Here is a 22648-nt window from a genome sequence, read left to right as displayed (position 1 = left end):
CATCTAGGAGGATTTGATTATGAATAAAGAAAAATTACAAAACGAGCTACAAGAAGCACAAGAAACTTATATAGGACGCCTCTTTACTCTCGGGGGTTCGATACTTTTTTAATCGGATTATTTATAGCTGCCGCCGTTACTCACAAAGCCTATAACCGTTCATTAGACAAACAAGCACCAAACTCATAATCAATAGGCGATGGAAAAGCACCTACTGAATTAAAGTTTTACTTTGTTTTATAACATTTTAAATATACCAATTGCATTTAAAAATACAATGATAACTGTTACTGGGATAATGTAACGAAGTAAGAAAAACCAAATGTTAAATAATGTTTTCCCTCTTGTTTCCGTAACTTCTAATTCTTTCATCAGTAAATCTTTACGCATTTTATTTGGCACAAATAGCGAAATAGCTAATACACCTAATGGAAGCAAAATATTGCTAACTGCAAAGTCAACTAAATCAAAAAATGTCTTTCCAAATATCTTAACGTCACTCATAATCCCAAATGATAATGCAGATGGAATTCCAGCAGCAAAAATAAGTAAACCAATGATGAAAGATACAGAAGGACGTTTCTTTACATGATCTTTCGCTGTAGAAGCAACAACAATTTCAAGCATTGAAATAGCTGAAGTTAATGTGGCAAAGAAAAATAAGATCAAAAACATAATAAAGAAAAATTGTCCAAACGGTATTTTGGCAAATACAGCCGGAAGAATAATAAATAATAATCCTGGTCCTTCTGTCGGTTTAACTCCTAATGCAAAGATAGCTGGAAAAATAGCTAAACCGGCAAGCACTGTAATAAATACCGTTAAACTTACAATCGATGTTGCTGATTTCGCTAAATGTTCTTCTTTCTTTAAATACGAACTATACGTAACCATGACAGATGCGCCCACTGTTAACGAAAAGAAAGATTGTCCCATTGCATATAGAATCGTATCTGCCGTTAGCTTTGAAAAATCTGGTTTTAAGAAAAATTCGACCCCAGCAAAAGCACCATCCAGCGTAAGCGCACGAATAATAATCGTAACAAATAAAATAAATAAGAGGGGCATCATATATTTACTTGCCTTTTCAATCCCTTTCTCCACCCCTTTACTCACAACGAAAATAGTGCAAAGCATGAAGAGAAGTTGTGCTCCAACTGCACTTGTAGGATTCGAAATTGTTGCTCCAAACACTTCACCATAGTTTACTCCTTCCTCCCAAAAAGTACCTGTCACACTAAAATATAAATATAGTAAAATCCAACCGCCTACAACACTATAAAAAGATAGAACACTAAAACAAGTGACAACTCCTATGCGGCCGATCCATGGATATAACTTACTATTTGGTACTAATACTTTATAAGCTGTCACAGCTTCTTTTTGTGTACTACGTCCAATGACAAATTCCGCTAATAAAAGAGGCATACCAATAAATAATGTTAACAGCAAAAAGACTAAGAAAAACGCGCCGCCCCCTCCATTACCTGCCACATACGGAAACTTCCATATTGCTCCAAGTCCTACTGCGGCCCCAGCAGCTGCGAGTACAAAACCAATTTTCGACGTCCATTGTTGTTTGTCTTTCATCATATATTCTCCTTTTCTGAATTTTCTTACTTTTGTAAATTATACCCTTTCATTTCATACTCGCGCACCCCCTTTTTAAAATAAAAAAGTCCTCCACACGCTGCTATGCATGTAGAGGACGATATATGTAATGGAATACCGTGGTACCACCTCAATTGGATTAAGAAAATCCCACTTCTTTCAGGTACAGGAAACATCCGATACCCTATCCTTTTAACGGCGGAACCCGGGCTGCCTACTCAATTGTTCAGCATACCTCTCGCAAGCCCATTCTGTATATTTTATCGCACCGGGCTCACACCTTATCCCCAGCTCTCTGAACGCCTCAAATATACATACTCTTCTTGCTCATCGATTTCATATTTTAAAGATACTTGTGATTATAAATCATACGATTCTGTTTGTAAAGTACGATTCATGTTCTATCCTACTTGACTCTTTTTCTCTAATGCTTGTAAAAATACTTCTCGTTCTGTTTCTTTTTGAAGGTATATAGGCTTTAGCACTTCTTGTAGCATTCTATTTTGCTCCCGTTTTTCCAATTGTAATTCTTTCACTTTTCTTCTTACTTCATATAGAAACTCGAGATATGTTTCATAGATTTCACCGTATTTATGCGCAATTTCATCGCGAATTTTCTTCGCAAGCTTCGGACTTGCTCCTCCTGTAGAAACAGCTATATTAAGCTTGCCACGATGAATGGTAGATGGAAAATGAACGTTTCCCTTTTCTGGATTTGTAATCACATTTACCAATTGATTTGTCCCAGCATCCTTTTCAATTCTTTCATTTAAGAACGGATCGCTAGTGGCTGCCACTACTAAAAAAGCCCCTTCTAAATCGCCATTTTCATACTCTTTTTGATACCAGCGGATTTTTTTCGATTCGACAAGTTTCACTAAGCTTGCATCTAATTTAGGACTCACAACAATAATATTTGCTCCTTGGTTTAATAGCGGTATAATTTTAAATCCAGCAACCTTCCCGCCCCCAATAACAACAACGCGCTTATTTTCAATTCGAACTGTAAGTGGATACATATTGATCGCTCCTTAATAGCCGTTCTGTCTTTTGAATTAGCATATTTCGAACTGTAGGATTCTTTCCTAAGTACGGACTTATATGTATATCCGCATTTTGATATTTACTTACTTCTTGTTCAATATGTTTCATTAACAGTCCTGTAAATAATAAATAAGGCAAAACGACGATATGCTTTTCTTTTCTTTCTATTATTTCTTGTAATTTATCTTCAAATCTTGGCTCTGTTGCAGCTAAATAGCATACTTCCACCGTTTTCACATTCTTCTGCTGCTGAAATAAAAACGCAATCTCCCTCATATTCTCTACTATTTCTGGCTCACTACTTCCCCTTGCTACTAGTAAAAGCGTTGCTTCTTCCTGATATTCTTCCAAACCACTTTCTTTATAAGCGGCTAAAATAAGCGAATCAGATACTCCAAATGCATCACCATATACAATTTCAAGATTCTCATATTTATTTTTTATTTTTTGTAATTCATATGGAATATCTTTTTTTACATGTCCTGCTGCTAATAGAAAAACTGGTATGACAATAATTTTTGTTGCTCCTCTTTTTATACAAGCAGCAATTCCCTCTTCAATGGATGGACTTGCCAACTCTAAAAAGCAAACTTCTTGAACAGACGCATGAATGTGACTCATACAAGAAGTAACGAACTGTATCGCCTCTTCTTTCGCAGCTTTTAATCTACTTCCATGACATATATACAGCACTGCTTTCATTTTACAATACTCCGCTTACTGAATATGCTACTTCTGTTTGCTGTTCAAACCAGTGAATCTTTTCCCTAAAACGAACGACTTCTCCAATGACAATCATACTCGGATTTTGAATATTTTCAATTTCCGCGATAGAAACGATTGTCCCTAACGTTCCTACAACCGTACGCTGTGACGAAGTAGTCCCCCATTCAATAATAGCAGCCGGTGTCTCTGCTTCTTTCCCATATTGCAAAAGTTTCTCACATATATACGGAAGATTACTAACTCCCATATATACCGCTAATGTATCGACACCTTCTGCTAAATTTCTCCATTTTATTTCTTCCTCTGTCCCTTCTTTGCGATGACCTGTTACAACAGCAAAACTGGCACTTACTTCTCTATGCGTAACAGGAATACCTGCATACGCAGAAGCTGCTATTCCTGCTGTAATGCCAGGAACAATTTCAAAAGGAATACCATGTTTTGCTAACACTTCTGCTTCCTCACCACCTCGGCCAAATACAAACGGATCCCCTCCTTTTAGCCTTGTTACAACCTTTCCTTTTTTCGCATATTTCACTAAAAACGTATGGATTATTTCTTGCTTCATCGTATGGTAGTTTGGTAATTTCCCACAATAAATTAGGTCTGCATCTGGTTTTGCATAAGAAAGTAATTCTTTATTCACAAGCCGGTCATATAAAATGACATCCGCTTGTTCAATGCACTTTACTCCCTTAATTGAGATTAATTCTGGATCTCCTGGTCCCGCACCCACAATATATACTTTGCCCATCCTCTCTCCTCATTTCTCCTAGTTAAAGTGAAACTTCCATTCTATGAATGGAAGTTTCCATTATTGTTTATTTCGTACTACAAAGTCTCTTGTTCATCAATCACAAACGCTGCACCTTTTCGAATCTTCTTTTTTTCATATAGAGAAATTTCTTTCACTTCTGGCAAAGGTAAGAAATATTTTTCTAATTCGACTTCAACAAGTCGAAATGCTTGTTCTTCACTTTGCGCAACGACAACTACAGGCACAACACCATTTACTAAAACAGCTTCAAAACGATATAAATCCATACGTTAGCCCCCCCCTATGATGCAATTCCTTCTTCTATAATGGTATTGAATGCCTCTTGTAAATTTTCAATCCCTACACGACCTACAAACTCATAGAATGTTTCAGCTGGCAATTTATGCTCTTTAAAATAAGTTAAAAATGCCACCAGTACATTTGAAAGATCTTCTCCATCAATTTTCCCTTTTAATTTTTGATTATAGGCACCACCTTCAAGCAACGTTCCACCTACATATATTTCAAAGGCTTCAACAATCCCTTTTTCTTTCGTTTTAAGCTTTACACCTTGTAATCCAATATCTGCAATTTGCCGTTGCCCGCATGAATTCGGACAGCCTACCATATGGATTCGAACAGGAACATCTAATGCAAGTTGCGTATCTAAATAATCTGCAATTTGCCGTAACCTTTCTTTCGTTTCCACTAATGCTAGATTACAATATTCAATTCCCGTACATGATACAGCATAACCGATGAAAGATTTTGGACTTGCTGATATGGATTCAAACAATGGTTCTTTTAATAGACTTTCTACATTTTCTTCTGGTACATTGGGAATAATGAAGTTTTGTGAATTACATGTACGAATTTCTCCATTTCCATACTGCTTAGCAATTCTTGCAATTTCAAAGAACTCCTCCGAATGTAACCGCCCAACAGGCACATTAAAGCCTACATATGATAGATTTTCCTGCTTTTGTTTATGCACACCATAAAAATAACCGGCATTCCATCCTTTTAGAGCACTCTCTCCCTTTTCATATAAAGGGCCTGTATATTCTAGTAATGTTTCTTTAAATTTTTCCGGCCCCCAATCTGCTACTAAAAATTTCAAACGAGCCAAATGGCGTTTTTCACGATATCCAAAATCCCGAAAGATAGTCGCAATAGCAATCGCTACGTCCTTCACCTGCTGAGGGCGAACAAAGAGATCGAGTTCTTGTGCTAAATAAGGACGCGCTGATAATCCACCACCAACTCGCACGTGAAACCCTTCGACTATATTTCCATCTATTTCTTTCCGCGCTGGTACAAAAGCTGCACAATTAATTTCAGCATTTGCTGCATTATATACATTAGCACTAATAGACATTTTAAATTTCCGTGGTAAATTCGAAAAATCCTCATTATGTTGAAAGAACTCGTATATGTCTTTTACAATTGGCGCTGTATCAAAGAGCTCATCACGATCAATACCAGCAAGCGGATTTCCGATAATATTTCTTGTAATATCTCCGCACGCTCCTGCTGTTGATAATCCTACGCTTTCTAAACGCTTAAAAATATCCGGTATTTGTTCAATTTGTAACCAATGAAATTGAATTGCCTGTCTTGTCGTAATATCGAGAACATCACGGCCATAGTCTTCTGCAATAGAAGCTAATACTTCCACTTGTTCATTCGTTAAAATACCAGAAGGGATATTAACACGCATCATAAAGTACCCTGCCTCTTTTGGACGTTGCAAGTATAACCCCGCCCATTTAAAGGAATCCCATTCTTCTTTCGGAATAGATGCGAAGCCGTTTTCAGCATAATACGGAATCTCTTTAAAAATCTCCAAACCATCTTTCTCTAGTTTCTTTTTCTCTGTCCTATTTAATTTCTCATTGCTTGCCCATACTTTTTCATAACTCATAATCTATCCCCCTATATGAAGCTACGTTCTTGTAAATAATGAATGATTTGTTCCGCACACTCTTCAATGGAATAACGGTTTGTTTCCACAGTTAATTCCGCTTTTTCCGGTTCTTCGTATGGAGAATCAATGCCCGTAAACAGCTTAATCTCCCCTTGTCTCGCTTTCTCATATAACCCTTTCGGATCTCGTTTCTCACACTCTTCGATTGGACATTTCACAAACACTTCGATAAATTCATCTTTCTCAAAAATATCTCGCACTTGCTGGCGATCTGCTCGAAAAGGTGAGATAAAAGCTGTAAGCACAATCGTTCCTTGGTCAACAAATAATTTTGAAACCTCACCAATACGGCGAATATTTTCTGCGCGATCTCTTTCAGAAAAACTTAAATCTTTATTCAAACCGTACCGAATATTATCCCCATCCAATACATAATTCCCTATGTTTCTATCAAATAATTTTCTAGCAACTGCATTTGCTACCGTTGACTTTCCTGAAGCTGATAGCCCCGTAAACCAAATGACAAAACTATGGTGCCCATTCCTCTTTCTTCTCTCCTCTTTCGAAACAGAAGCTGTATGCCACGTAATATTTGTGTCCATGCTATTCTCTCCTTATTCTGTTACCGTGCTTTTTGTAAACCACGAATTAATACTTCAATGACTTCCTTCCGGCTAAACGTACTTGGCGGAACGTCACCATCCCTTAGCATTTCTCTTACTTTCGTCCCCGATAAAATGACATGATCTTCTTTTCCATGCGGACATGTTTTTGTTGAAGCCATCGCCTCGCATTTCTTGCAGTAAAAGCTATGTTCAAAAAAGAGTGGCGTAATTCCTAGCTCTTCTACTGTGAAAAGTTTAAAAATCTCCTGCGCTTCGTACGTACCATAATAATTTCCTACTCCAGCATGATCGCGTCCTACAATGAAATGCGTACATCCAAAGTTTCGCCTAACTAATGCATGAAATATTGCCTCCCTCGGTCCTGCATAACGCATTGCGGCAGGAAACACTCCTAAGAAAACACGATCGTTTGGATAATAATGTTTCAAAAGCACTTCATAACTTTCCATTCTTACATCCGCTGGAATATCATCTGATTTCGTTTCTCCAACAAGCGGATTCAAAAACAAACCATCTACAATTTCAAGTGCTGATTTTTGAATATACTCATGCGCTCGATGAACTGGATTTCTCGTTTGAAAACCGACGACTGTTTTCCAACCTCGCTTTTCAAAGATTTCACGCGTTTCACTTGGATCTAGATAATAAGAAGCAAACTTCTTATGCTCAACCCGCTTTACAATTGTAATTGCGCCTCCTACGTATACATTTGCACGTTCATATAATTTTTTCACTCCTGGATGAGCATCTTCAGTCGTTTTATATACAAATAATGCCTCTTTTTCCTTATTTGGCGTGAAAATATCTTCTATTTGAATGACCCCATATGTGACGCCATCTTTTACGAGCAGAGCTTCTTCTCCTACCTGTAATTGTTCTGCTTTTTCTTCTGTTACTGGAAGTGTAATTGGAATACTCCATATACTTCCATCTGTTAATCGCATGGTTTCTACAACAGATTGATACTCTTCTTCTCCTAGAAAACCGATAAGCGGACTATATCCTCCTGTTGCAAGCAGTTCCAAGTCACTTAAAGCGATGCTGTCTAGTTCAATTTCTTGTACAATATTTGCTGTATCATATGTTTCATCAATACGATTTACTAAAAAATTTGTTGCAGTCATGTTTCTATACTCCTTCTTTTCTCTATTTCAGATCACTAAAAACTTCATTGGTGATGAAGTCCACATTCCGTTTTCACCGATCCAGCCCACCGGCCATCCCTTGAACTTCCATATTTGCCTACAGGTAATGTACATTTCTCACAACCTATACTTGGATAACCAACGTCATGTAATGGGTTGTATGGCAAATTATGTTTATACACATAACGCCACACTTCTTTCCATGTCCAATGAATAAGCGGACAAATTTTAATCGATTGAAAGCGATGATCTTGATTTATAAATTTTGTATGCTTCCTCGTCTCAGATTGTTCCCTTCTTAATCCTGAAATCCATGCATTTTTATTCGCTAACAATTCTTCAAGAGGTAAAATTTTCCGAAGCTTACAACAAAGATTAGGATTATGTTCCCATAAATCTTTTCCATACTTATCCTCTTGTTCTTCGAGCGTCAGTCCGGGTTGTTTCTCAATAATATTCAACTTTGGAAATCGTTGACGCACTCGCTCAATTAACGCATACGTTTCGCAAAAATGAACATTTGTATCTAAAAAGACAACTTGAGCAAATGGATTTACTTCATTGATAAGATGTAAAAGAACCATCCCTTCTACCCCAAAGCTGCACGCATATACAATTTCATCATTATATTGTTTATACGCCCACTCTAATACAGCTAACGCCCCTTTCGTTTCATCTCTCTCAGAAAAAGACATACTGTCTTCTTCCCACGTTTCATATGTCAACATGTTTTTCCCCCTATAAAAAGCAAAAAGACGGTTTTAATCCAATAAAATAGATTAAAACCGCCTCTAGTTTTTCTAGTCAGCGCTTTTATTTCAAGCGTACCTTTTCACTTTTTTCTAATTGAATCACTTTCCCATCTTGCACAACAATTGTAATAGAACCATATTTCATATCAGCAAGCATCGCTTGAATCTTTTCAGCTACTTCATCAAAATGTCCACGCACTCCCACGAACAGTCCCCCCTTTTTATTCATAAAAAAATCTTTTCCATTTCGAAAAGACTGTTCGGTAATATATGTTACCTTATCTTTCAAAATGGATGCCATTTTGCTGGACTTAGCACCTTGCTACTGCTATGAGCAGGTTGCTGAGCTTCATAGGGCCAGTTCCCTCCGCTTCTCTTGATAAGCTTTGTAATTCGTATTGTATCATAATTCTGATTTTTTTCAATCCTAGTTTTCCGATATATTTTATATTTTTTATTTAAAAAAGGAATTGTTCCCTTTTGAACAACTCCTTTTTATTTTAAACGAGCTCGTTTATACGTATGCGATCGTTCCCAATTATATTTTCATACGACTCGCGTTCCACTACCACTTGAGATGTTCCATCTTTCGCAAATACAACGGCTGGCCTACGAATCCGATTATAATTATTTGCCATAGAATACCCGTATGCACCTGTACAAGACACCGCTAATAGATCTGAAGAGACTACTTGCGGAAGATAAACATCCCATATTAACATATCTCCGCTCTCACAACATTTCCCTGCAATTGAGACAACTTCTTCGTTTGCTACATTTGCACGGTTTGCAAGCATCGCTTCATAGCGTGCACCATATAATGCAGGCCTTAAATTATCTGTCATTCCCCCATCGACTGAAACATATTTACGAATACCAGGAATATTTTTTATTGCGCCTACTGTATAAATTGTTGTTCCTGCATCACCAACAATACTGCGACCAGGTTCAATCCATATTTCCGGAAGTGGATACTCACATGCTGTAAATCGCTCTCTTACCGCATCTGTTACAGCTTGCACATACGCCTCAAGAGTAAGTGGTGTATCCGATTCCGTATAACGAATACCAAATCCCCCCCCTACATTCAGCACCGAAATTGTATAACCTGTTTTTGTTTTTACTCCTTCTAAAAAATGATGTAATACTTCAATCGCACGAATAAAACCTGCTGTTTCAAAAATTTGCGAACCAATATGCGAATGTATACCTAACACATTATAATTTGTTTTTTCTAATGCACGTTCCATAGCGTGCAGTGCTTGCCCGTTTGAAACACCAAAACCAAATTTCGAATCATCTTGGCCTGTTGTAATATATTCATGTGTATGCGCCTCTACACCAGGTGTGACACGAATCAATATATTCACCATTTTTTTATACTGCTCCGCTAAATCATGTAATACTTCTAATTCAAAAAAGTTATCTACTACAAAACATCCAATATTTGCTTCTAGCGCCATTCTCATTTCTTCTTCTGTTTTATTATTCCCATGAAAATGAATGCGTGATGCTGGAAATCCTGCTTGTAAAGCGGTATATAACTCCCCGCCCGAAACAACATCTAAAGACATATTTTCCTCTAATGCTACTCGGCACATCTCCATGCACAAGAACGCTTTACTTGCATATGCTACTTGATAAGAGAACCCGCTTTTTTGAAAAGCATGGTGAAACGCACGACAATTTTCCCTAATTGCAGTTTCATCATATACATAAAGCGGTGTCCCATATCGTTTCGCCAACTGCGTTGTATCGCACCCTCCAATTTCTAAGTGTCCTTGTTCATTAATCCGGCTCGTGCCGTGTAAATACATGTAAATTCCTCCCTTATTTTCTCTAAAACTCATAACCCCAATCTTCTATTCATTGTCACGCTTTTAGATAAAGTAAAACTTTAATCAGTAGGAGTTCTTCCTCCCCTACTGATTGTGAGCCCTCACCAATCCCCCCTTATTCTTCTCGAAATCTTAAGGCGGGGGAGAATTATACAAGATAAAGAAAAAACGCGCGGAACAATGTTCACACGCGTTTCTTATTAGAAATTATACATATTGAAAAAATAAACAAGTTGTTATCTTCTCAAATAAGAAACCGCATCAACATCTCCAAATAGCTCTCCATAAAAATAAATCTTATGACAGTACTACATTTATTCAACATAGTCCCAATATATGAATAATGTGGTTATTCTTATATTTCGGCGACAGTCCCTTTCAGACTATAATCAACGATTCCACTCAATCTCCTATAGTTTACTCTTTCCTATCGCGGCCTCTACCTTTGAGAATAGATGAGGTAAGTCTATTTATTTGTCAAACATCTTATGTTGCTATTAACAATACCAAAGAGATAATTTATTTGTCAAACTATTTTTTACAATTTATTTTTGTATGATCTGATAAACGCTTTACCTCCACCTTTGTTACGTTCCACTCCCCTTCTTCATTATTAAAAGTGACGTTAACTTTCTCAAAAGGAGGCACTTTTTCTCCCCCTGTGCCTGGTTCATATTTCGTTACTTCAATGACTGCTTGAAATACATATGTACCGCTATAAAGTTTTTTTAAGCTAACGATTTTCGGGCAATCATACGGCTTTAATTTTCCATAATGCTTTTCCATTGCAGCGTTTATTTGTGGAAACAATACTGAGTAAAGAGCATCTTCCAGCAAAGGAGCATCGTATTGAGCCGCAGCTGATCTAGGAAAAGAACATACAATGCAGATACTACATAGTACGAAATAAATTATTTTTTTCATGATATCCTCCCATTCTCATGCAATGTTTGATTCCGTTCTTTGCATGATTGTCATTTCATTTTATTATCTCCCACTTCTCTTGTTCTAATCGATTCTCACAAAAAGCATCCACAATTCTTTTCTCTTCTCGTATAATGGTACACATAGTACAATAATCATAACCATATAAGGCTGTTCGTATATATAAAGTGAAGCTTCTACTTAGCAAAGTACAATTACAAGAACTGTCATAAACGTAGGAAAGGAGTATACTATATGCTGCAACACTTGTTTCCAAAATTACGATTTGCGCTTGTCGCAGTCGTTTTATTATGGACAAAAACATATATTGTGTACAAGCTAGCTTTCGATATTAAAATTGATAATTTCTTTGAAGAAATCATGCTCTTGTTCAACCCGCTAGCTTCTTTACTATTATTCTTTGGGTTTGCACTGCTTGCATCGAAATATCGAAATCGACTTATTATTGGAATCAGCTTTATTTTTTCCTTTATTTTATTTGGGAATGCAATGTTTTACGGGTTTTATAATGATTTTGTTACATTTCCTGTTTTATTCCAAACGAATAATATGGCTGATTTAGGAACAAGTATTAAAGAACTCTTTACGTATAAAACATTACTTTTATTTGCAGATGTAATCATCTTAATGTTTCTTTCACGTAAGTTTCCGAAGTTCTGCAATACAACACCGTTATCAAAAACAGAAAAGAGAACCTTTTTCGGTAGTATTACAGCTTTATTAGCATTACAGCTCATTGTATCTATCATTTATAAACCACAGTTGTTCTCAAGATCTTTTGATCGACAAACAGTCGTTAAAAATTTAGGATTATACACATATCATGTATTTGATATTACACTTCAATCGAAAAATTCTGCCGAGCGTGTATTTGCGAGCGGAGATGGCTTTTCTGAAATTAAAAACTATGTAGACACAAAAGATGCAGGATTTGATAAAGAATTGTTTGGTATCGCAAAAGGAAAAAATGTCATTTTAATTTCCATGGAGTCTACGCAAAATTTTGTTATTAACAAAAAAATTAACGGGAAAGAAATTACTCCGTTTTTAAATCGTTTCATCACAGATAGTTACTATTTTGATAACTTTTATCATCAAACTGGACAAGGTAAAACATCGGATGCAGAATTTATCGTTGAGAATTCACTTTATCCATTAGATCGTGGTTCTGTCTTCTTTACTCATGCGACAAATGAGTATACAGCAACTCCAGAACAACTAAAAAAATATGGTTATTATTCTGCTGTCTTCCATTCAAATGATAAAACATTTTGGAATCGTGACATCATGTATCCAGCGCTTGGATACGATCGTTATTTTCATTTAAATGATTATGTAGGAACGGAACAAATGTCTGTCGGTTGGGGATTAAAAGATAAGGAATTCTTTGAACAATCTATTTCAAAGTTAAAATCTTTACCGCAGCCTTTTTATACGAAATTTATTACTCTTACAAATCATTTTCCGTTTCTTTTAAATCCAGAAGACCAATATATTAGTGAATATCATTCTGAAAGCGGTGTTCTCAATCGTTATTTCCCAACCGTTCGTTATACGGATGAAGCTATTAAACTATTTATTAATCGTTTAAAAGAAGAAGGACTATATGATAATTCTATTATTGTCATTTATGGAGATCATTATGGCATTTCAGAAAATCATAATGCAGCAATGGCTCATTTCCTTGGAAGGGATGCTATCACACCTTTTGATTCTATGCAATTGCAACGTGTCCCACTCATTATTCATATACCAGGCCAAAAAGGAAAAGTAATTTCTAAAGTTTCAGGTCAGATTGATTTAAAACCAACTTTACTACATTTACTTGGTATAAAAACAAAGAAATCAATCGAATTTGGTACCGATTTATTTCTAAACAACACAAATCCACTTATGATTATGCGGGACGGTAGTTTTGTGACAAATGACTACATTTATACAAAAAATATATGCTACAAAAAAAGCACTGGTGAACCGACTGATCTCTCATTTTGTCAGCCATATCTTGAAAAAGCAAAAACAGAATTAAATTACTCAGATAAGATCATTTATGGTGACTTACTACGCTTTGATTCTAATAATCAATATAAAACAGGAACTATGACGACACAATTTGAATAACTTTGGAAAAGTGCTTAGTTTTGCCCATGCTGAAACAAAAACGGCATGGGCTTTTCTGTTTCATTGCTGGAACGGATGAAACAGTCATATATATAGAAAATTCCCTCTTTTTAACAACATCATTTTATAATATAATGTTTCATATATTTTGTTGTAAAACCTTTCACAATTTGAGAATTTTTTTCGTATGAGAAAGAAATTTATGGTATGATAAAATGAGTAAACTTTCATACACTAATTAAGAATTTATAACAGAAAGCAAGGGATCATATTTTGTATAGGGCAGCAATTCCAAACTTATTTACGCTCGGAAATTTATATAGTGGATTTTTGTCAATCGGCTATGCATCTTTAGGTTATTATAAATCAGCTGCTATTTTAGTACTCATCGGGATGATGCTAGATAGTCTTGATGGTCGAATTGCTCGTTTATTACGTGTCGATTCACAACTCGGAAAAGAACTTGATTCATTAGCAGATGTTGTGACATTTGGGGCTGCACCTGCTGTTTTAATGTACTATACATCTTTTTCAAATTATGGGATTATCGGACTATACATAGCTGGGCTATTTCCTCTTTTCGGAGCATATCGTTTAGCTCGATTTAACGTGACACCATCATCTACCTCTATGAAGTATTTCACTGGTGTTCCAATTACTGCTGCGGGAGGACTTGTTGCTTTCTTAACATTGTTCTCGCATACCATTCCTAAAATTGTTCTTATTACAGTATTTGTAACGTTTGCATTTTTAATGGTGAGCCGCATTCGTATCCCAAGTCTTAAAGATGTACCAATTCCGCGCTATAGTATCATTATTACATTATTTTTAATTGGTATTATTTATACAATGTATAAAACAAGCTTTGGTAATATTTCTGTTTTTCTATTTATTGCCATCCCTCTTTATATTTTGTATATGTTATCCCAATTTATTCGACAGAGACCGTCTCATAAAAAAAAAGCTAACAAAACAAAATAAGAGAAGTCTTCCTCAATGAGGAAGACTTCTCTTATTTTGTTACCAATATTTTTGAATTTACAGGTGTTAGTGCTTCTTCTCCTTTTAATACAGCTAAAATATTTCGCACTGTCATTTCCGCCATAGCGTCTCTTGTTTCAAATGTTGCATTTCCAACATGAGGAGTAAGAACAACGTTTTTTAGTCCTTTTAATTGCTCTGTAATTTTCGGTTCAAATTCAAATACATCAAGAGCTGCTCCTTCAATCTCATTTCTTTCTAATGCATGAACAAGCGCTAACTCATTTATAATTGGACCTCGAGCTGCATTAATAAGATACGCCGTTTTTTTCATCATTTTAAATTGTTCTTCATCTATCATGTGGTGCAAACTTTTGTTATACGAACAGTTAATTGTAATAAAGTCTGCTGTTTGTAATAATTGTTCTAGCGATACATATGTAGCATCTAATTCTCGCTCAGCTTCTTGTTTTCGATTTGGTCCTGTATAAAGCACATTCATGCCAAATGCTTTTGCGCGTTTCGCAACCGCTTTTCCAATTTCTCCAAGACCGATAATTCCAATTGTTTTCCCATATACTTCTCTTCCGAGAAAGAATAGTGGAGCCCAGCCATTAAATCCTGTTGTACGGCATAACGTATCACCTTCTGGAATTCTTCTTGCTGCTGCTAGTAAAAGTGCAAATGTTAATTCTGCTGTCGCTTCTGTAGACACTTTCGGCGTGTTCGTAACAAGAATCCCCTTTTCCGTTGCATATTCATAAGCGATATTGTCGTATCCAGCACCGTAGTTTGCTACAATTTTTAAATGCGGCGCTGCATCAATGACCTCTTTTGTCACTTTCGTAGACAGCAAACTTAATAAAGCATCTTTATCTTGGACACGCTTTGTTAATTCCTGGGCAGAGATTAATTCTTCTCCATCATACATTTCCACATCATGTTCTTTTAATAATTGTAATCCGATTTCTGGAACTTTACCTGCTACTAATATTTTTGCCAAAATAAGCACCTCTTCTATTTCAAAAATGAACACTTCTTCATTTATTGTAAAAAATATATATGAAAAAAGCCAAGAAATTTGATTATCGTTTAGAACATCGACACTTTTTCAAAGAAAAGAGGAGACGAATCGTTCTCCTCTTTTTTTACTGTGCTTCATTTGATTGTTTCTGAAGTTTCGCATCGATTGTTCCTTCAGCTACCGTATCGCTAATTTGTTCTTGAATAACAGAATCAACTTCTTCATTTGTTTGAGAAGTATAGCTTTCATTCATACCTTTTATCTTTTGATTTTGTTGTTTTGGCATAAAAAACCCTCCTTTTCATTCTTTTATAGTGTGAACAAAAAGAGGGGTTTTCATCACAAAATCATTTTTTATTCAAGCTGTTTTACTGCTCTTCGATTCACTTCATCACTCTTACTCGCTTCTGAAATGTCGCCATCCCCGCACCGTCCTAAATCATTTGGATAGTGTGCACCTGATGAAATTGCGATCGTCACTTGTTGCTACATTAAAATTTATAAAGTGAAACTTTAATCAGTGGGGGCTTTCTTCATCTCCCCACTGATTATGAGCCCTAAAATAGCGAGATAAATAAAGGGGAGAGGTGATAATCAACTTTCATGTATTTTCCTTCCTCCCTACAATGTATCAATCTCTTTCCGCTCTTCTGTCTTTGATATCTTCCCTGTTCTTTCTCTCACTTCTTTTTCAATTTCTTCTAATGAAATATTTTTTGCTACTAATAAAACGAAACAGTGATACAATACATCCACCATCTCTTTAACAATCTCTTCTTTATTATCATTTTTCGCAGCAATGACAACTTCCGTACATTCCTCTCCTATTTTCTTTAAAATTTTGTCTGCTCCTTTTGTTAATAAATAATTTGTATATGAACCCTGCAGCGGGCTTTGTTTTCGATTTTCAATCGTTTCAAATAATGATTTTAGTACTTTCTCCATGTTCAAATCTCCCTAGATTATTTTATGATGAAAACATGTTTTTTCACCTGTATGGCAGGCCACTCCTACTTGATTCACTGTTATCACAATAGCATCTTGATCACAATCTAAATAAAGTGATTTCACATGTTGTACATGGCCCGATGTTGCTCCTTTATTCCAAAGTGTTTGCCGCGAACGGGAATAAAACCATGTTTTTTTTGTTTTTAACGTCTTTTCATATGCCTCTTCATTCATATAAGCTAGCATTAAAACTTCTTTTGTCTCCTCATTTATAACAATAGCAGGTAATAACCCTTTAGAAAAATTAGGTCTCATATTCTCACCTCAATACCTGCATATTGTAATTTTTGTTTTACTTCCTGTACTGTGCATTCTCCATAATGAAAAATGGATGCTGCTAGCGCTGCATTTACAGATGTATGCGCAAATACTTCAACAATATGATTAGCACTTCCACATCCACCTGAAGCAATAACAGGTATGGAGACATTTGCAGAAATGATGTCTGTTAAACGAAGATTATACCCATCTTTCGTTCCATCGGCATCCATGCTTGTTAATAAAATTTCCCCTGCCCCAAGTTCAGCCACTTGTTTCGCCCAATGAACCGCATCAATTCCTGTATCCGTTCTTCCACCGTTTACATATACGTGCCATTTGTCTTCTTCTACTTTTCTTGCATCAATTGCGACGACAATACATTGGGAACCAAAGTGCTCTGCTCCTTCTTGAATGAATAATGGATTTTTCACAGCGGCTGAATTCAGTGAAACTTTATCAGCACCTGCTCTTAACAATGTATATATATCTTTAACTGTAGAAATACCGCCTCCAACTGTTAATGGAATAAACACTTTCGAAGCTGTTTTTTCAACAACATCCACAATTGTTTTTCTCTCTTCATATGTGGCTGTAATATCTAAAAAAACAATTTCATCTGCACCCGCTTGATTATACAAAGCAGCTATTTCAACAGGGTCTCCTATATCTTGTAATCCGATAAAATTGACTCCCTTCACAACGCGGCCCGCTTTCACATCTAAGCAGGGAATAATTCGCTTTGCTAACATGACTTTGTCACCCGCAATACTTCTTGTAGATCCATTGTTTTTTCGTACAGCGCTTTTCCAATAATCATACCGTACATATTCATTGCCTGTAATTGTTCTACATCTTGCAATGAAGAAATGCCGCCTGAAGCGATAATACGAAGCGATACTTCTTCTTGTAACAATTGCAGTTGCGCAAAATTGGGGCCCATAAGCGTTCCATCTTTCGAAATATCAGTAAAAATAATTGTTTGTACGCCTACTGCTTCCATTTGTTTCGCGAGTTCAATGTAAGAAATTTCCGACATATCAAGCCACCCTCTTGTCGCCACATAGCCATTTTTGGCATCAATTCCAACAATAATCTTCTCTCCATATAGACGAATTACTTCTTCTAAAAATGAGCGATTATGCAAAGCAGCTGTTCCTAAAATCACTTTTTCTACCCCTATTGATAGCAACATTTCAACAGCTGAAAGCGATCGAATCCCCCCGCCAGCTTGCACCGAAATCCGAACAGCTTTACATATATCTTCAATGGTAGATAAGTTTGCTGATTTTCCCAAGACTGCACCATCTAAGTCAACAATATGTAGCCTGTTCGCTCCCATTTTTTCAAATATCATCGCTTGTGCAACTGGATGTTCATTCACAACTGTTTCTTTGTTGAACTCTCCTTGATAAAGCCGAACACATCGTCCTTCTTTTAAATCGATAGCTGGGAGGATTTCCATTGTTTCACCACTCCTTTGAAATTTGTAAGCATTTGTATTCCGATTTCCCCACTCTTTTCAGGATGAAATTGCGCTCCAAATATATTTCCTTTTGCAACAAGCCCTGGAACAGAAATTCCATATTCACTCGTACCACAAATCATATCATTTGGACATTCAGCATAATAAGAATGAACATAATACACAAACGAACCATCTGCTACTCTATTCCAAATTGGCATTTCTTTCGTTTTTGTTAACCGATTCCATCCCATATGCGGAATTTTATACGGAACTTGTAGCTTACGAACTACCCCTGGTAACAAACCTAGACCATTGGAACTTTTCATTTCTTCACTCTTTTCAAACAGTAACTGCATTCCTAAACAAATGCCAAGAAGCGGTTTTCCTGTCTTTCCGCATTCTTGTAATACAGTTACTAGTTTTTTTGCCTCTAAAGCTTCCATTGCTTTCGGAAACGCACCTACACCCGGTAAAATAACACCATCGCTTTTTACAATTTCTCGTTGACGATTCGTCACAAGATGTTCCACTCCAATAGATGTTAATGCTTGTTCTATACTCCGAATATTTCCCATGCCATAGTCTATAATTGCAATCAATCACAACATTCCTTTCGTAGAATTGATTCCGACAATCCTTTCATTTTTATCTACAGCTTCTCGAAGCGCACGTCCAAATGCTTTAAATAAAGCTTCTATTTTGTGATGTGTATTGTTTCCATATAAAATGCGTGCATGTAATGTTATATGAGCTGCGTGGGCAACTGCTCGGAAAAATTCCTCTGTAAGTTCTGTATCAAAATCTCCTAACTTTGGATTTACTAGTTCTCCTTGAAATACAAGATAAGACCTACCGCTTATATCAATTGCAACAAACCCTAATGCCTCATCCATCGGCACATATGCTGCACCATAACGGTTCATTCCCTCTTTATTTTGCAAAACTTCTCTCAAGCAATTCCCAAGTACAATACCAACATCTTCCACAGTGTGATGTGCATCAACAAACATATCGCCTACTGCTTCAATTTGCAGTCCAAATCTTCCATGTTTTGCAAACAACGTTAACATATGATCAAAAAATCCAACACCAGTTCGAATAGAAATATTTTCACTTTCATCCAACTGTAAATGCAGTTTAATTTTCGTTTCTGTTGTTCGTCTCTCTTGGCTTGCCCGGCGCATCATTTCTCCTCCTCAAATCGAATTTGAATAGCTCTTGTATGTGCATGCAATCCTTCTTTATTAGCAAGACTGATAATATGATGCTGTACATCTTTTAATGCCGCTTTCGTATAAGAAATAAAACTAGATTTTTTAATAAAATCATCTACTGATAACGGTGAAAAAAAGCGTGCTGTTCCACTCGTTGGCAACACATGATTCGGTCCTGCGAAATAATCTCCAAGCGGCTCTGGGGCATAGGGGCCAAGAAAAATAGAACCCGCATGCCGAATATATGGTAAAGCATTCATCGGTTCTTTTATATGTAACTCTAAATGTTCTGGGGCTATTTCATTTGACAGTTGAAAAGCTTCTGTCAACGAAGAAACAACAAGGATTGCTCCATTTCTCTCTATCGCTTCACGAGCAATTTCACTTCTTGGCAACATTGGCAGTTGCACTTTTACCTCTCTTTCTATTTCTGACGCTAATATTACGCTTGTTGTAATACAAATCGCAGTTGCTCTCGTATCATGCTCTGCTTGAGATAATAAATCCGCTGCAATAAACGATGCTTTCCCCGTTTCATCAGCAATTACTACAATTTCGGAAGGGCCGGCAATCATATCAATATCGACTATTCCGTATACCTCTTTCTTTGCTAAAGCCACATATATATTTCCTGGTCCAACTATTTTATCAACTTTTGGAATCGATTCCGTTCCATATGCTAAAGCAGCAATTGCTTGCGCACCGCCCACCGTATAGATTTCATCTACACCTGCAATTTGTGCGGCAACTAAAATGTAGGGGTCTACTCCCTTTCTCCCTGGTGGTGTTACCATAACAACCTTTTGAACACCTGCAATTTTAGCCGGCAATGTATTCATAAGTACCGAGGAAGGATATGAAGCTGTTCCGCCTGGTACATATACACCGACTATTTCTAATGGTCTGATGAGTTGACCCTGAATAATTCCCTTCGCTTCATAATCACATATCGATTGCCTTTTTTGCTTTTCATGATAGGATATGATATTTTTCTTTGCCTCTTGTAAAGCCTCTATAAATTCAGATGAAACAGATTTCTGTGCATTCTCTATTTCTTCTTTTGATACACGAAACTGTGTTAATTGGATATCATCAAATAATTTTGTATATGAAAATAGTGCTGTATCTCTTTTCTCTCTTACTTTTTGAACGATTTCCTTCACACGTATTTGCATCGTTTCTTCCATTATATAGGTGTGCTCTCTTAACAACTTTATTTTCGATAATCCTTCTATAAAGTTCTTACAAATCATATGACCCCTCCTTTATTTTTTAGAAACGATACACTCTATTTTATTTATAATGTTGAATATTTCGTCTTTTTTCATTTTTAAAGCAGCTTTATTTACAATCATTCGCGCTGATATTGGATACATCTCTTCCAATACAATTAAGCCATTTTCTTGCAACGTTTTCCCTGTTTCTACAATATCTACAATTGCATCTACTAAACCAAGAAGCGGAGCAATTTCTACAGAGCCTTCAATTTTAATGATCTCTACATCTTCGCCTTTATCACAAAAATATCTTGAAGTAATAGACGGGTATTTCGTCGCAATTCTCTTTTTTCTATACTTTTTCGGGTCATATGCAGGAATAGATGCAATACACAATTTGCAACATCCGACCTGTAAATCTATCATTTCATATACATCTTTCTCATACTCCATTAAAATATCTTTTCCTACAATCCCTATATCTGCAACTCCATGTTCTACATAGGTTGCAACATCAACCGCCTTCACTAAAATAAATGAAACATTTGAATTGTTACTTTTGAAAGTAAGCTTCCTTCCCTTATCCATCATCTCTGAACAATCCATACCGATTTGTTCAAATAGTGGTATAACATGCTTTTCAAGCCTTCCTTTTGTTAATGCAATTTGAACGTTACGCATGTAGTTTCTCCCTCCTTCTTCCTAAGCCATTTATCTTTCCAAGCATATTCCACTAGTGATGTGTCTGTCACTTCAATAACTGTTTGAATGCTCTTCTTTCTAGCAAAGTGAAAAGTATCTTGTAAACTTTCAAATAAAGAAACTTCCACTTTCCAACCATCTTTTTTTAGTAAATACCATAGTTTTTCTGCTTCTGCTAATTGCCCCAAAGTATAATGGATCATCATATCTAATTGTTTTTGCTTTACAGATTCTTGTTGTTCCTGCAAAATTTTCACAATTTGATTAACTTGCATAGCGAGGCCAACTGCTGACATCGATTCACCAAAATGTTCAATTAAGTCATCATACCTTCCGCCACTAACAATTTCTTCTCCCACTTCACATACATATCCTTTAAAAATAACACCTGTATAATAGTGTAAATGTTGAATCATTCCTAAATCGATTGATATATAGGATTCATATCCTAATTTTTTAATCATTTCATAAATTGCTTTTACACGTGCAATTGCATCTTTCATTTCCTTATTAGAAGCAAGTTTTTCCGCTTCCTCAAGTACTTCAAGCTTACCAAATAACCTTGGTAATCTTTCAAGTAACTGCACTGTTTCATCACTGCGATCTAAATTTTTCTCTTTGATAAAACGCGAGAGTGCTACGTAATTTTTACTTTCAATATATGTGCGCAGTACTCTTTCATCTTCTTCATGAAATGACAGCTTTTTCACGATACATTTATAGAGATGAACCTGCCCGAGTTCAATTGTAAAAGAATGTACCCCCACCGCTTTCAGCGCTTGAATTGCACTAACAACACATTCAATTTCAGCTCGTACATTATCAATCCCAATAATTTCAATTCCAGTTTGAATCATTTCATTATATTTACCAGAGAGTGATTTATGTGCTCGAAATATGTTTCCACTATACGTGACTTTCATTGGAGAATCTCCGCCCTGCATTCCAATTACTCTTGCTAACGGAATGGTCATATCTGGTCGTAACACAATAATACGCCCCTGCTCATCAAAAAATTTATACATTTTCTCCTCATCAATCGGACGGTTTTGAACAGAAAATACATCATAAAATTCAATTGTAGGTGTTCGAACTTCGTCATATCCTCTTTCTAAAAACATTCGTCTTAACTTTTGTTCTGTTTCTTCAATTAATGTGCATTCTTCAAATAAATAATCTCTCGTTCCATTTGGATTTGTACGTCTCCACTTCGTCATGTAAACTCCCCCTTTTCTTTTTATGTATATGCTCACCATAACAATCACAAACAAAAGAAAAAGAGCC

Annotated in this window: 26 protein-coding genes, 2 riboswitches and 1 other annotated feature; of the genes, 2 read left to right on the top strand and 24 right to left on the bottom strand. The window is 36.2% G+C overall.

From position 1 onward, the window contains the following. Positions 1–237 precede the first annotated feature (237 nt). The 12 genes from MR056_RS04435 to MR056_RS04380 form a co-directional block, all read right to left on the bottom strand. Positions 238–1590, bottom strand: coding sequence for a sodium-dependent transporter (locus tag MR056_RS04435; RefSeq protein WP_140388403.1), 1353 nt, complete (start codon positions 1588–1590; stop codon positions 238–240). A 111-nt stretch (positions 1591–1701) separates the two neighbouring features. Continuing rightward, positions 1702–1951: a binding site (T-box leader), on the bottom strand. Positions 1952–2012: 61 nt separating this feature from the next. Next, positions 2013–2630, bottom strand: a complete 618-nt coding sequence (locus tag MR056_RS04430; protein WP_087098203.1) for an NAD(P)-binding protein — start codon at positions 2628–2630, stop codon at positions 2013–2015. Beyond that, entirely contained in the window at positions 2605–3357 is a 753-nt protein-coding gene (locus MR056_RS04425) for a sirohydrochlorin chelatase (protein WP_011984227.1), read from the bottom strand. The genes MR056_RS04430 and MR056_RS04425 overlap by 26 nt, the downstream gene beginning before the upstream one ends. 1 nt (position 3358) lies before the next feature. Further along, positions 3359–4135 carry a uroporphyrinogen-III C-methyltransferase gene (cobA, locus tag MR056_RS04420; protein ID WP_087098201.1) on the bottom strand — a complete coding sequence of 259 codons (777 nt, stop codon included), beginning with the start codon at positions 4133–4135 and terminating at the stop codon, positions 3359–3361. Between the two features lie 77 nt (positions 4136–4212). Continuing rightward, a complete protein-coding gene (locus MR056_RS04415) occupies positions 4213–4425 on the bottom strand; it encodes a DUF3906 family protein (protein WP_011984225.1) in 213 nt (70 codons plus the stop codon). A gap of 14 nt (positions 4426–4439) precedes the next feature. Further along, a complete protein-coding gene (locus MR056_RS04410; RefSeq protein ID WP_087098199.1) occupies positions 4440–6062 on the bottom strand; it encodes a nitrite/sulfite reductase in 1623 nt (540 codons plus the stop codon). 11 nt (positions 6063–6073) lie between these two features. Continuing rightward, the gene (gene cysC / locus MR056_RS04405; protein WP_087098197.1) at positions 6074–6667 is read right to left on the bottom strand and encodes an adenylyl-sulfate kinase; all 594 of its coding nucleotides are present in this window, start codon (positions 6665–6667) and stop codon (positions 6074–6076) included. A 20-nt stretch (positions 6668–6687) separates the two neighbouring features. Beyond that, entirely contained in the window at positions 6688–7815 is a 1128-nt protein-coding gene (gene sat / locus MR056_RS04400) for a sulfate adenylyltransferase (protein WP_011984222.1), read from the bottom strand. Between the two features lie 44 nt (positions 7816–7859). Continuing rightward, on the bottom strand, positions 7860–8564 hold the full coding sequence (locus tag MR056_RS04395) for a phosphoadenylyl-sulfate reductase (RefSeq protein ID WP_087098195.1): 705 nt from the start codon (positions 8562–8564) through the stop codon (positions 7860–7862). Between the two features lie 85 nt (positions 8565–8649). Next, positions 8650–8793, bottom strand: coding sequence for a YezD family protein (locus MR056_RS04390; RefSeq protein ID WP_087098193.1), 144 nt, complete (start codon positions 8791–8793; stop codon positions 8650–8652). A gap of 70 nt (positions 8794–8863) precedes the next feature. Beyond that, a riboswitch (SAM riboswitch) is annotated at positions 8864–8974 on the bottom strand. Positions 8975–9088: 114 nt separating this feature from the next. Next, positions 9089–10405 carry a diaminopimelate decarboxylase gene (gene lysA / locus MR056_RS04385; RefSeq protein WP_087098191.1) on the bottom strand — a complete coding sequence of 439 codons (1317 nt, stop codon included), beginning with the start codon at positions 10403–10405 and terminating at the stop codon, positions 9089–9091. Positions 10406–10693: 288 nt separating this feature from the next. Next, positions 10694–10876, bottom strand: a riboswitch (Lysine riboswitch). A gap of 81 nt (positions 10877–10957) precedes the next feature. Continuing rightward, the gene (locus MR056_RS04380; protein ID WP_011984218.1) at positions 10958–11350 is read right to left on the bottom strand and encodes a DUF3888 domain-containing protein; all 393 of its coding nucleotides are present in this window, start codon (positions 11348–11350) and stop codon (positions 10958–10960) included. A gap of 255 nt (positions 11351–11605) precedes the next feature. On the opposite strand from MR056_RS04380, the gene MR056_RS04375 reads away from it, so the two are divergent. After that, positions 11606–13492, top strand: a complete 1887-nt coding sequence (locus MR056_RS04375; RefSeq protein ID WP_210351525.1) for an LTA synthase family protein — start codon at positions 11606–11608, stop codon at positions 13490–13492. Between the two features lie 273 nt (positions 13493–13765). After that, positions 13766–14473 carry a CDP-diacylglycerol--serine O-phosphatidyltransferase gene (gene pssA / locus MR056_RS04370; protein WP_011984216.1) on the top strand — a complete coding sequence of 236 codons (708 nt, stop codon included), beginning with the start codon at positions 13766–13768 and terminating at the stop codon, positions 14471–14473. A 31-nt stretch (positions 14474–14504) separates the two neighbouring features. On the opposite strand, the gene MR056_RS04365 is transcribed toward pssA, so the two are convergent. The 12 genes from MR056_RS04365 to hisZ form a co-directional block, all read right to left on the bottom strand. Further along, the gene (locus MR056_RS04365; protein ID WP_242136520.1) at positions 14505–15476 is read right to left on the bottom strand and encodes an NAD(P)-dependent oxidoreductase; all 972 of its coding nucleotides are present in this window, start codon (positions 15474–15476) and stop codon (positions 14505–14507) included. Between the two features lie 145 nt (positions 15477–15621). Beyond that, positions 15622–15783, bottom strand: a complete 162-nt coding sequence (locus MR056_RS04360; protein WP_011984214.1) for a DUF4025 domain-containing protein — start codon at positions 15781–15783, stop codon at positions 15622–15624. A 68-nt stretch (positions 15784–15851) separates the two neighbouring features. Further along, positions 15852–15977 carry a hypothetical protein gene (locus MR056_RS22220; protein ID WP_255815432.1) on the bottom strand — a complete coding sequence of 42 codons (126 nt, stop codon included), beginning with the start codon at positions 15975–15977 and terminating at the stop codon, positions 15852–15854. Between the two features lie 141 nt (positions 15978–16118). Beyond that, complete coding sequence (gene hisE, locus MR056_RS04355) at positions 16119–16442, bottom strand: phosphoribosyl-ATP diphosphatase (RefSeq protein WP_011984213.1); 324 nt, start codon at positions 16440–16442, stop codon at positions 16119–16121. 12 nt (positions 16443–16454) lie between these two features. After that, on the bottom strand, positions 16455–16760 hold the full coding sequence (hisI, locus tag MR056_RS04350; RefSeq protein ID WP_011984212.1) for a phosphoribosyl-AMP cyclohydrolase: 306 nt from the start codon (positions 16758–16760) through the stop codon (positions 16455–16457). Beyond that, a complete protein-coding gene (hisF, locus tag MR056_RS04345) occupies positions 16757–17515 on the bottom strand; it encodes an imidazole glycerol phosphate synthase subunit HisF (RefSeq protein ID WP_011984211.1) in 759 nt (252 codons plus the stop codon). The genes hisI and hisF overlap by 4 nt, the downstream gene beginning before the upstream one ends. Then, complete coding sequence (gene hisA / locus MR056_RS04340) at positions 17509–18228, bottom strand: 1-(5-phosphoribosyl)-5-[(5-phosphoribosylamino)methylideneamino]imidazole-4-carboxamide isomerase (RefSeq protein WP_210351523.1); 720 nt, start codon at positions 18226–18228, stop codon at positions 17509–17511. Before hisA ends, hisF begins: the two co-directional genes overlap by 7 nt. Then, the gene (gene hisH / locus MR056_RS04335) at positions 18201–18830 is read right to left on the bottom strand and encodes an imidazole glycerol phosphate synthase subunit HisH (protein WP_087098184.1); all 630 of its coding nucleotides are present in this window, start codon (positions 18828–18830) and stop codon (positions 18201–18203) included. The genes hisA and hisH overlap by 28 nt, the downstream gene beginning before the upstream one ends. Then, positions 18831–19415 carry an imidazoleglycerol-phosphate dehydratase HisB gene (gene hisB / locus MR056_RS04330; protein WP_087098182.1) on the bottom strand — a complete coding sequence of 195 codons (585 nt, stop codon included), beginning with the start codon at positions 19413–19415 and terminating at the stop codon, positions 18831–18833. Beyond that, a complete protein-coding gene (gene hisD, locus MR056_RS04325; protein WP_087098180.1) occupies positions 19415–20698 on the bottom strand; it encodes a histidinol dehydrogenase in 1284 nt (427 codons plus the stop codon). Before hisD ends, hisB begins: the two co-directional genes overlap by 1 nt. 12 nt (positions 20699–20710) lie before the next feature. Further along, positions 20711–21343: an ATP phosphoribosyltransferase gene (hisG, locus tag MR056_RS04320; RefSeq protein WP_011984206.1), complete on the bottom strand. Its 633-nt coding sequence runs from the start codon at positions 21341–21343 to the stop codon at positions 20711–20713. Further along, complete coding sequence (gene hisZ, locus MR056_RS04315) at positions 21319–22581, bottom strand: ATP phosphoribosyltransferase regulatory subunit (RefSeq protein WP_087098178.1); 1263 nt, start codon at positions 22579–22581, stop codon at positions 21319–21321. The genes hisG and hisZ overlap by 25 nt, the downstream gene beginning before the upstream one ends. Positions 22582–22648: the final 67 nt, after the last annotated feature.

Origin of the sequence: Bacillus cereus group sp. BfR-BA-01360 (assembly GCF_022663595.1) — a bacterium.
GTDB classification, from domain to species: Bacteria; Bacillota; Bacilli; order Bacillales; family Bacillaceae_G; genus Bacillus_A; species Bacillus_A cytotoxicus.
This window is presented reverse-complemented; position numbering and strand designations above follow the sequence as displayed.

What these genes read in the sequence shown, in the direction of transcription:
- MR056_RS04435 (WP_140388403.1), bottom strand. Translation starts at nt 1,590, where the DNA reads ATGAAAGACAAACAACAATGGACGTCGAAAATTGGTTTTGTACTCGCA.
- MR056_RS04430 (WP_087098203.1), bottom strand. Translation starts at nt 2,630, where the DNA reads ATGTATCCACTTACAGTTCGAATTGAAAATAAGCGCGTTGTTGTTATT.
- MR056_RS04425 (WP_011984227.1), bottom strand. Translation starts at nt 3,357, where the DNA reads ATGAAAGCAGTGCTGTATATATGTCATGGAAGTAGATTAAAAGCTGCG.
- cobA (WP_087098201.1), bottom strand. Translation starts at nt 4,135, where the DNA reads ATGGGCAAAGTATATATTGTGGGTGCGGGACCAGGAGATCCAGAATTA.
- MR056_RS04415 (WP_011984225.1), bottom strand. Translation starts at nt 4,425, where the DNA reads ATGGATTTATATCGTTTTGAAGCTGTTTTAGTAAATGGTGTTGTGCCT.
- MR056_RS04410 (WP_087098199.1), bottom strand. Translation starts at nt 6,062, where the DNA reads ATGAGTTATGAAAAAGTATGGGCAAGCAATGAGAAATTAAATAGGACA.
- cysC (WP_087098197.1), bottom strand. Translation starts at nt 6,667, where the DNA reads ATGGACACAAATATTACGTGGCATACAGCTTCTGTTTCGAAAGAGGAG.
- sat (WP_011984222.1), bottom strand. Translation starts at nt 7,815, where the DNA reads ATGACTGCAACAAATTTTTTAGTAAATCGTATTGATGAAACATATGAT.
- MR056_RS04395 (WP_087098195.1), bottom strand. Translation starts at nt 8,564, where the DNA reads ATGTTGACATATGAAACGTGGGAAGAAGACAGTATGTCTTTTTCTGAG.
- lysA (WP_087098191.1), bottom strand. Translation starts at nt 10,405, where the DNA reads ATGTATTTACACGGCACGAGCCGGATTAATGAACAAGGACACTTAGAA.
- MR056_RS04380 (WP_011984218.1), bottom strand. Translation starts at nt 11,350, where the DNA reads ATGAAAAAAATAATTTATTTCGTACTATGTAGTATCTGCATTGTATGT.
- MR056_RS04375 (WP_210351525.1), top strand. Translation starts at nt 11,606, where the DNA reads ATGCTGCAACACTTGTTTCCAAAATTACGATTTGCGCTTGTCGCAGTC.
- MR056_RS04360 (WP_011984214.1), bottom strand. Translation starts at nt 15,783, where the DNA reads ATGCCAAAACAACAAAATCAAAAGATAAAAGGTATGAATGAAAGCTAT.
- hisE (WP_011984213.1), bottom strand. Translation starts at nt 16,442, where the DNA reads ATGGAGAAAGTACTAAAATCATTATTTGAAACGATTGAAAATCGAAAA.
- hisI (WP_011984212.1), bottom strand. Translation starts at nt 16,760, where the DNA reads ATGAGACCTAATTTTTCTAAAGGGTTATTACCTGCTATTGTTATAAAT.
- hisF (WP_011984211.1), bottom strand. Translation starts at nt 17,515, where the DNA reads ATGTTAGCAAAGCGAATTATTCCCTGCTTAGATGTGAAAGCGGGCCGC.
- hisA (WP_210351523.1), bottom strand. Translation starts at nt 18,228, where the DNA reads ATGGAAATCCTCCCAGCTATCGATTTAAAAGAAGGACGATGTGTTCGG.
- hisB (WP_087098182.1), bottom strand. Translation starts at nt 19,415, where the DNA reads ATGCGCCGGGCAAGCCAAGAGAGACGAACAACAGAAACGAAAATTAAA.
- hisD (WP_087098180.1), bottom strand. Translation starts at nt 20,698, where the DNA reads ATGATTTGTAAGAACTTTATAGAAGGATTATCGAAAATAAAGTTGTTA.
- hisG (WP_011984206.1), bottom strand. Translation starts at nt 21,343, where the DNA reads ATGCGTAACGTTCAAATTGCATTAACAAAAGGAAGGCTTGAAAAGCAT.
- hisZ (WP_087098178.1), bottom strand. Translation starts at nt 22,581, where the DNA reads ATGACGAAGTGGAGACGTACAAATCCAAATGGAACGAGAGATTATTTA.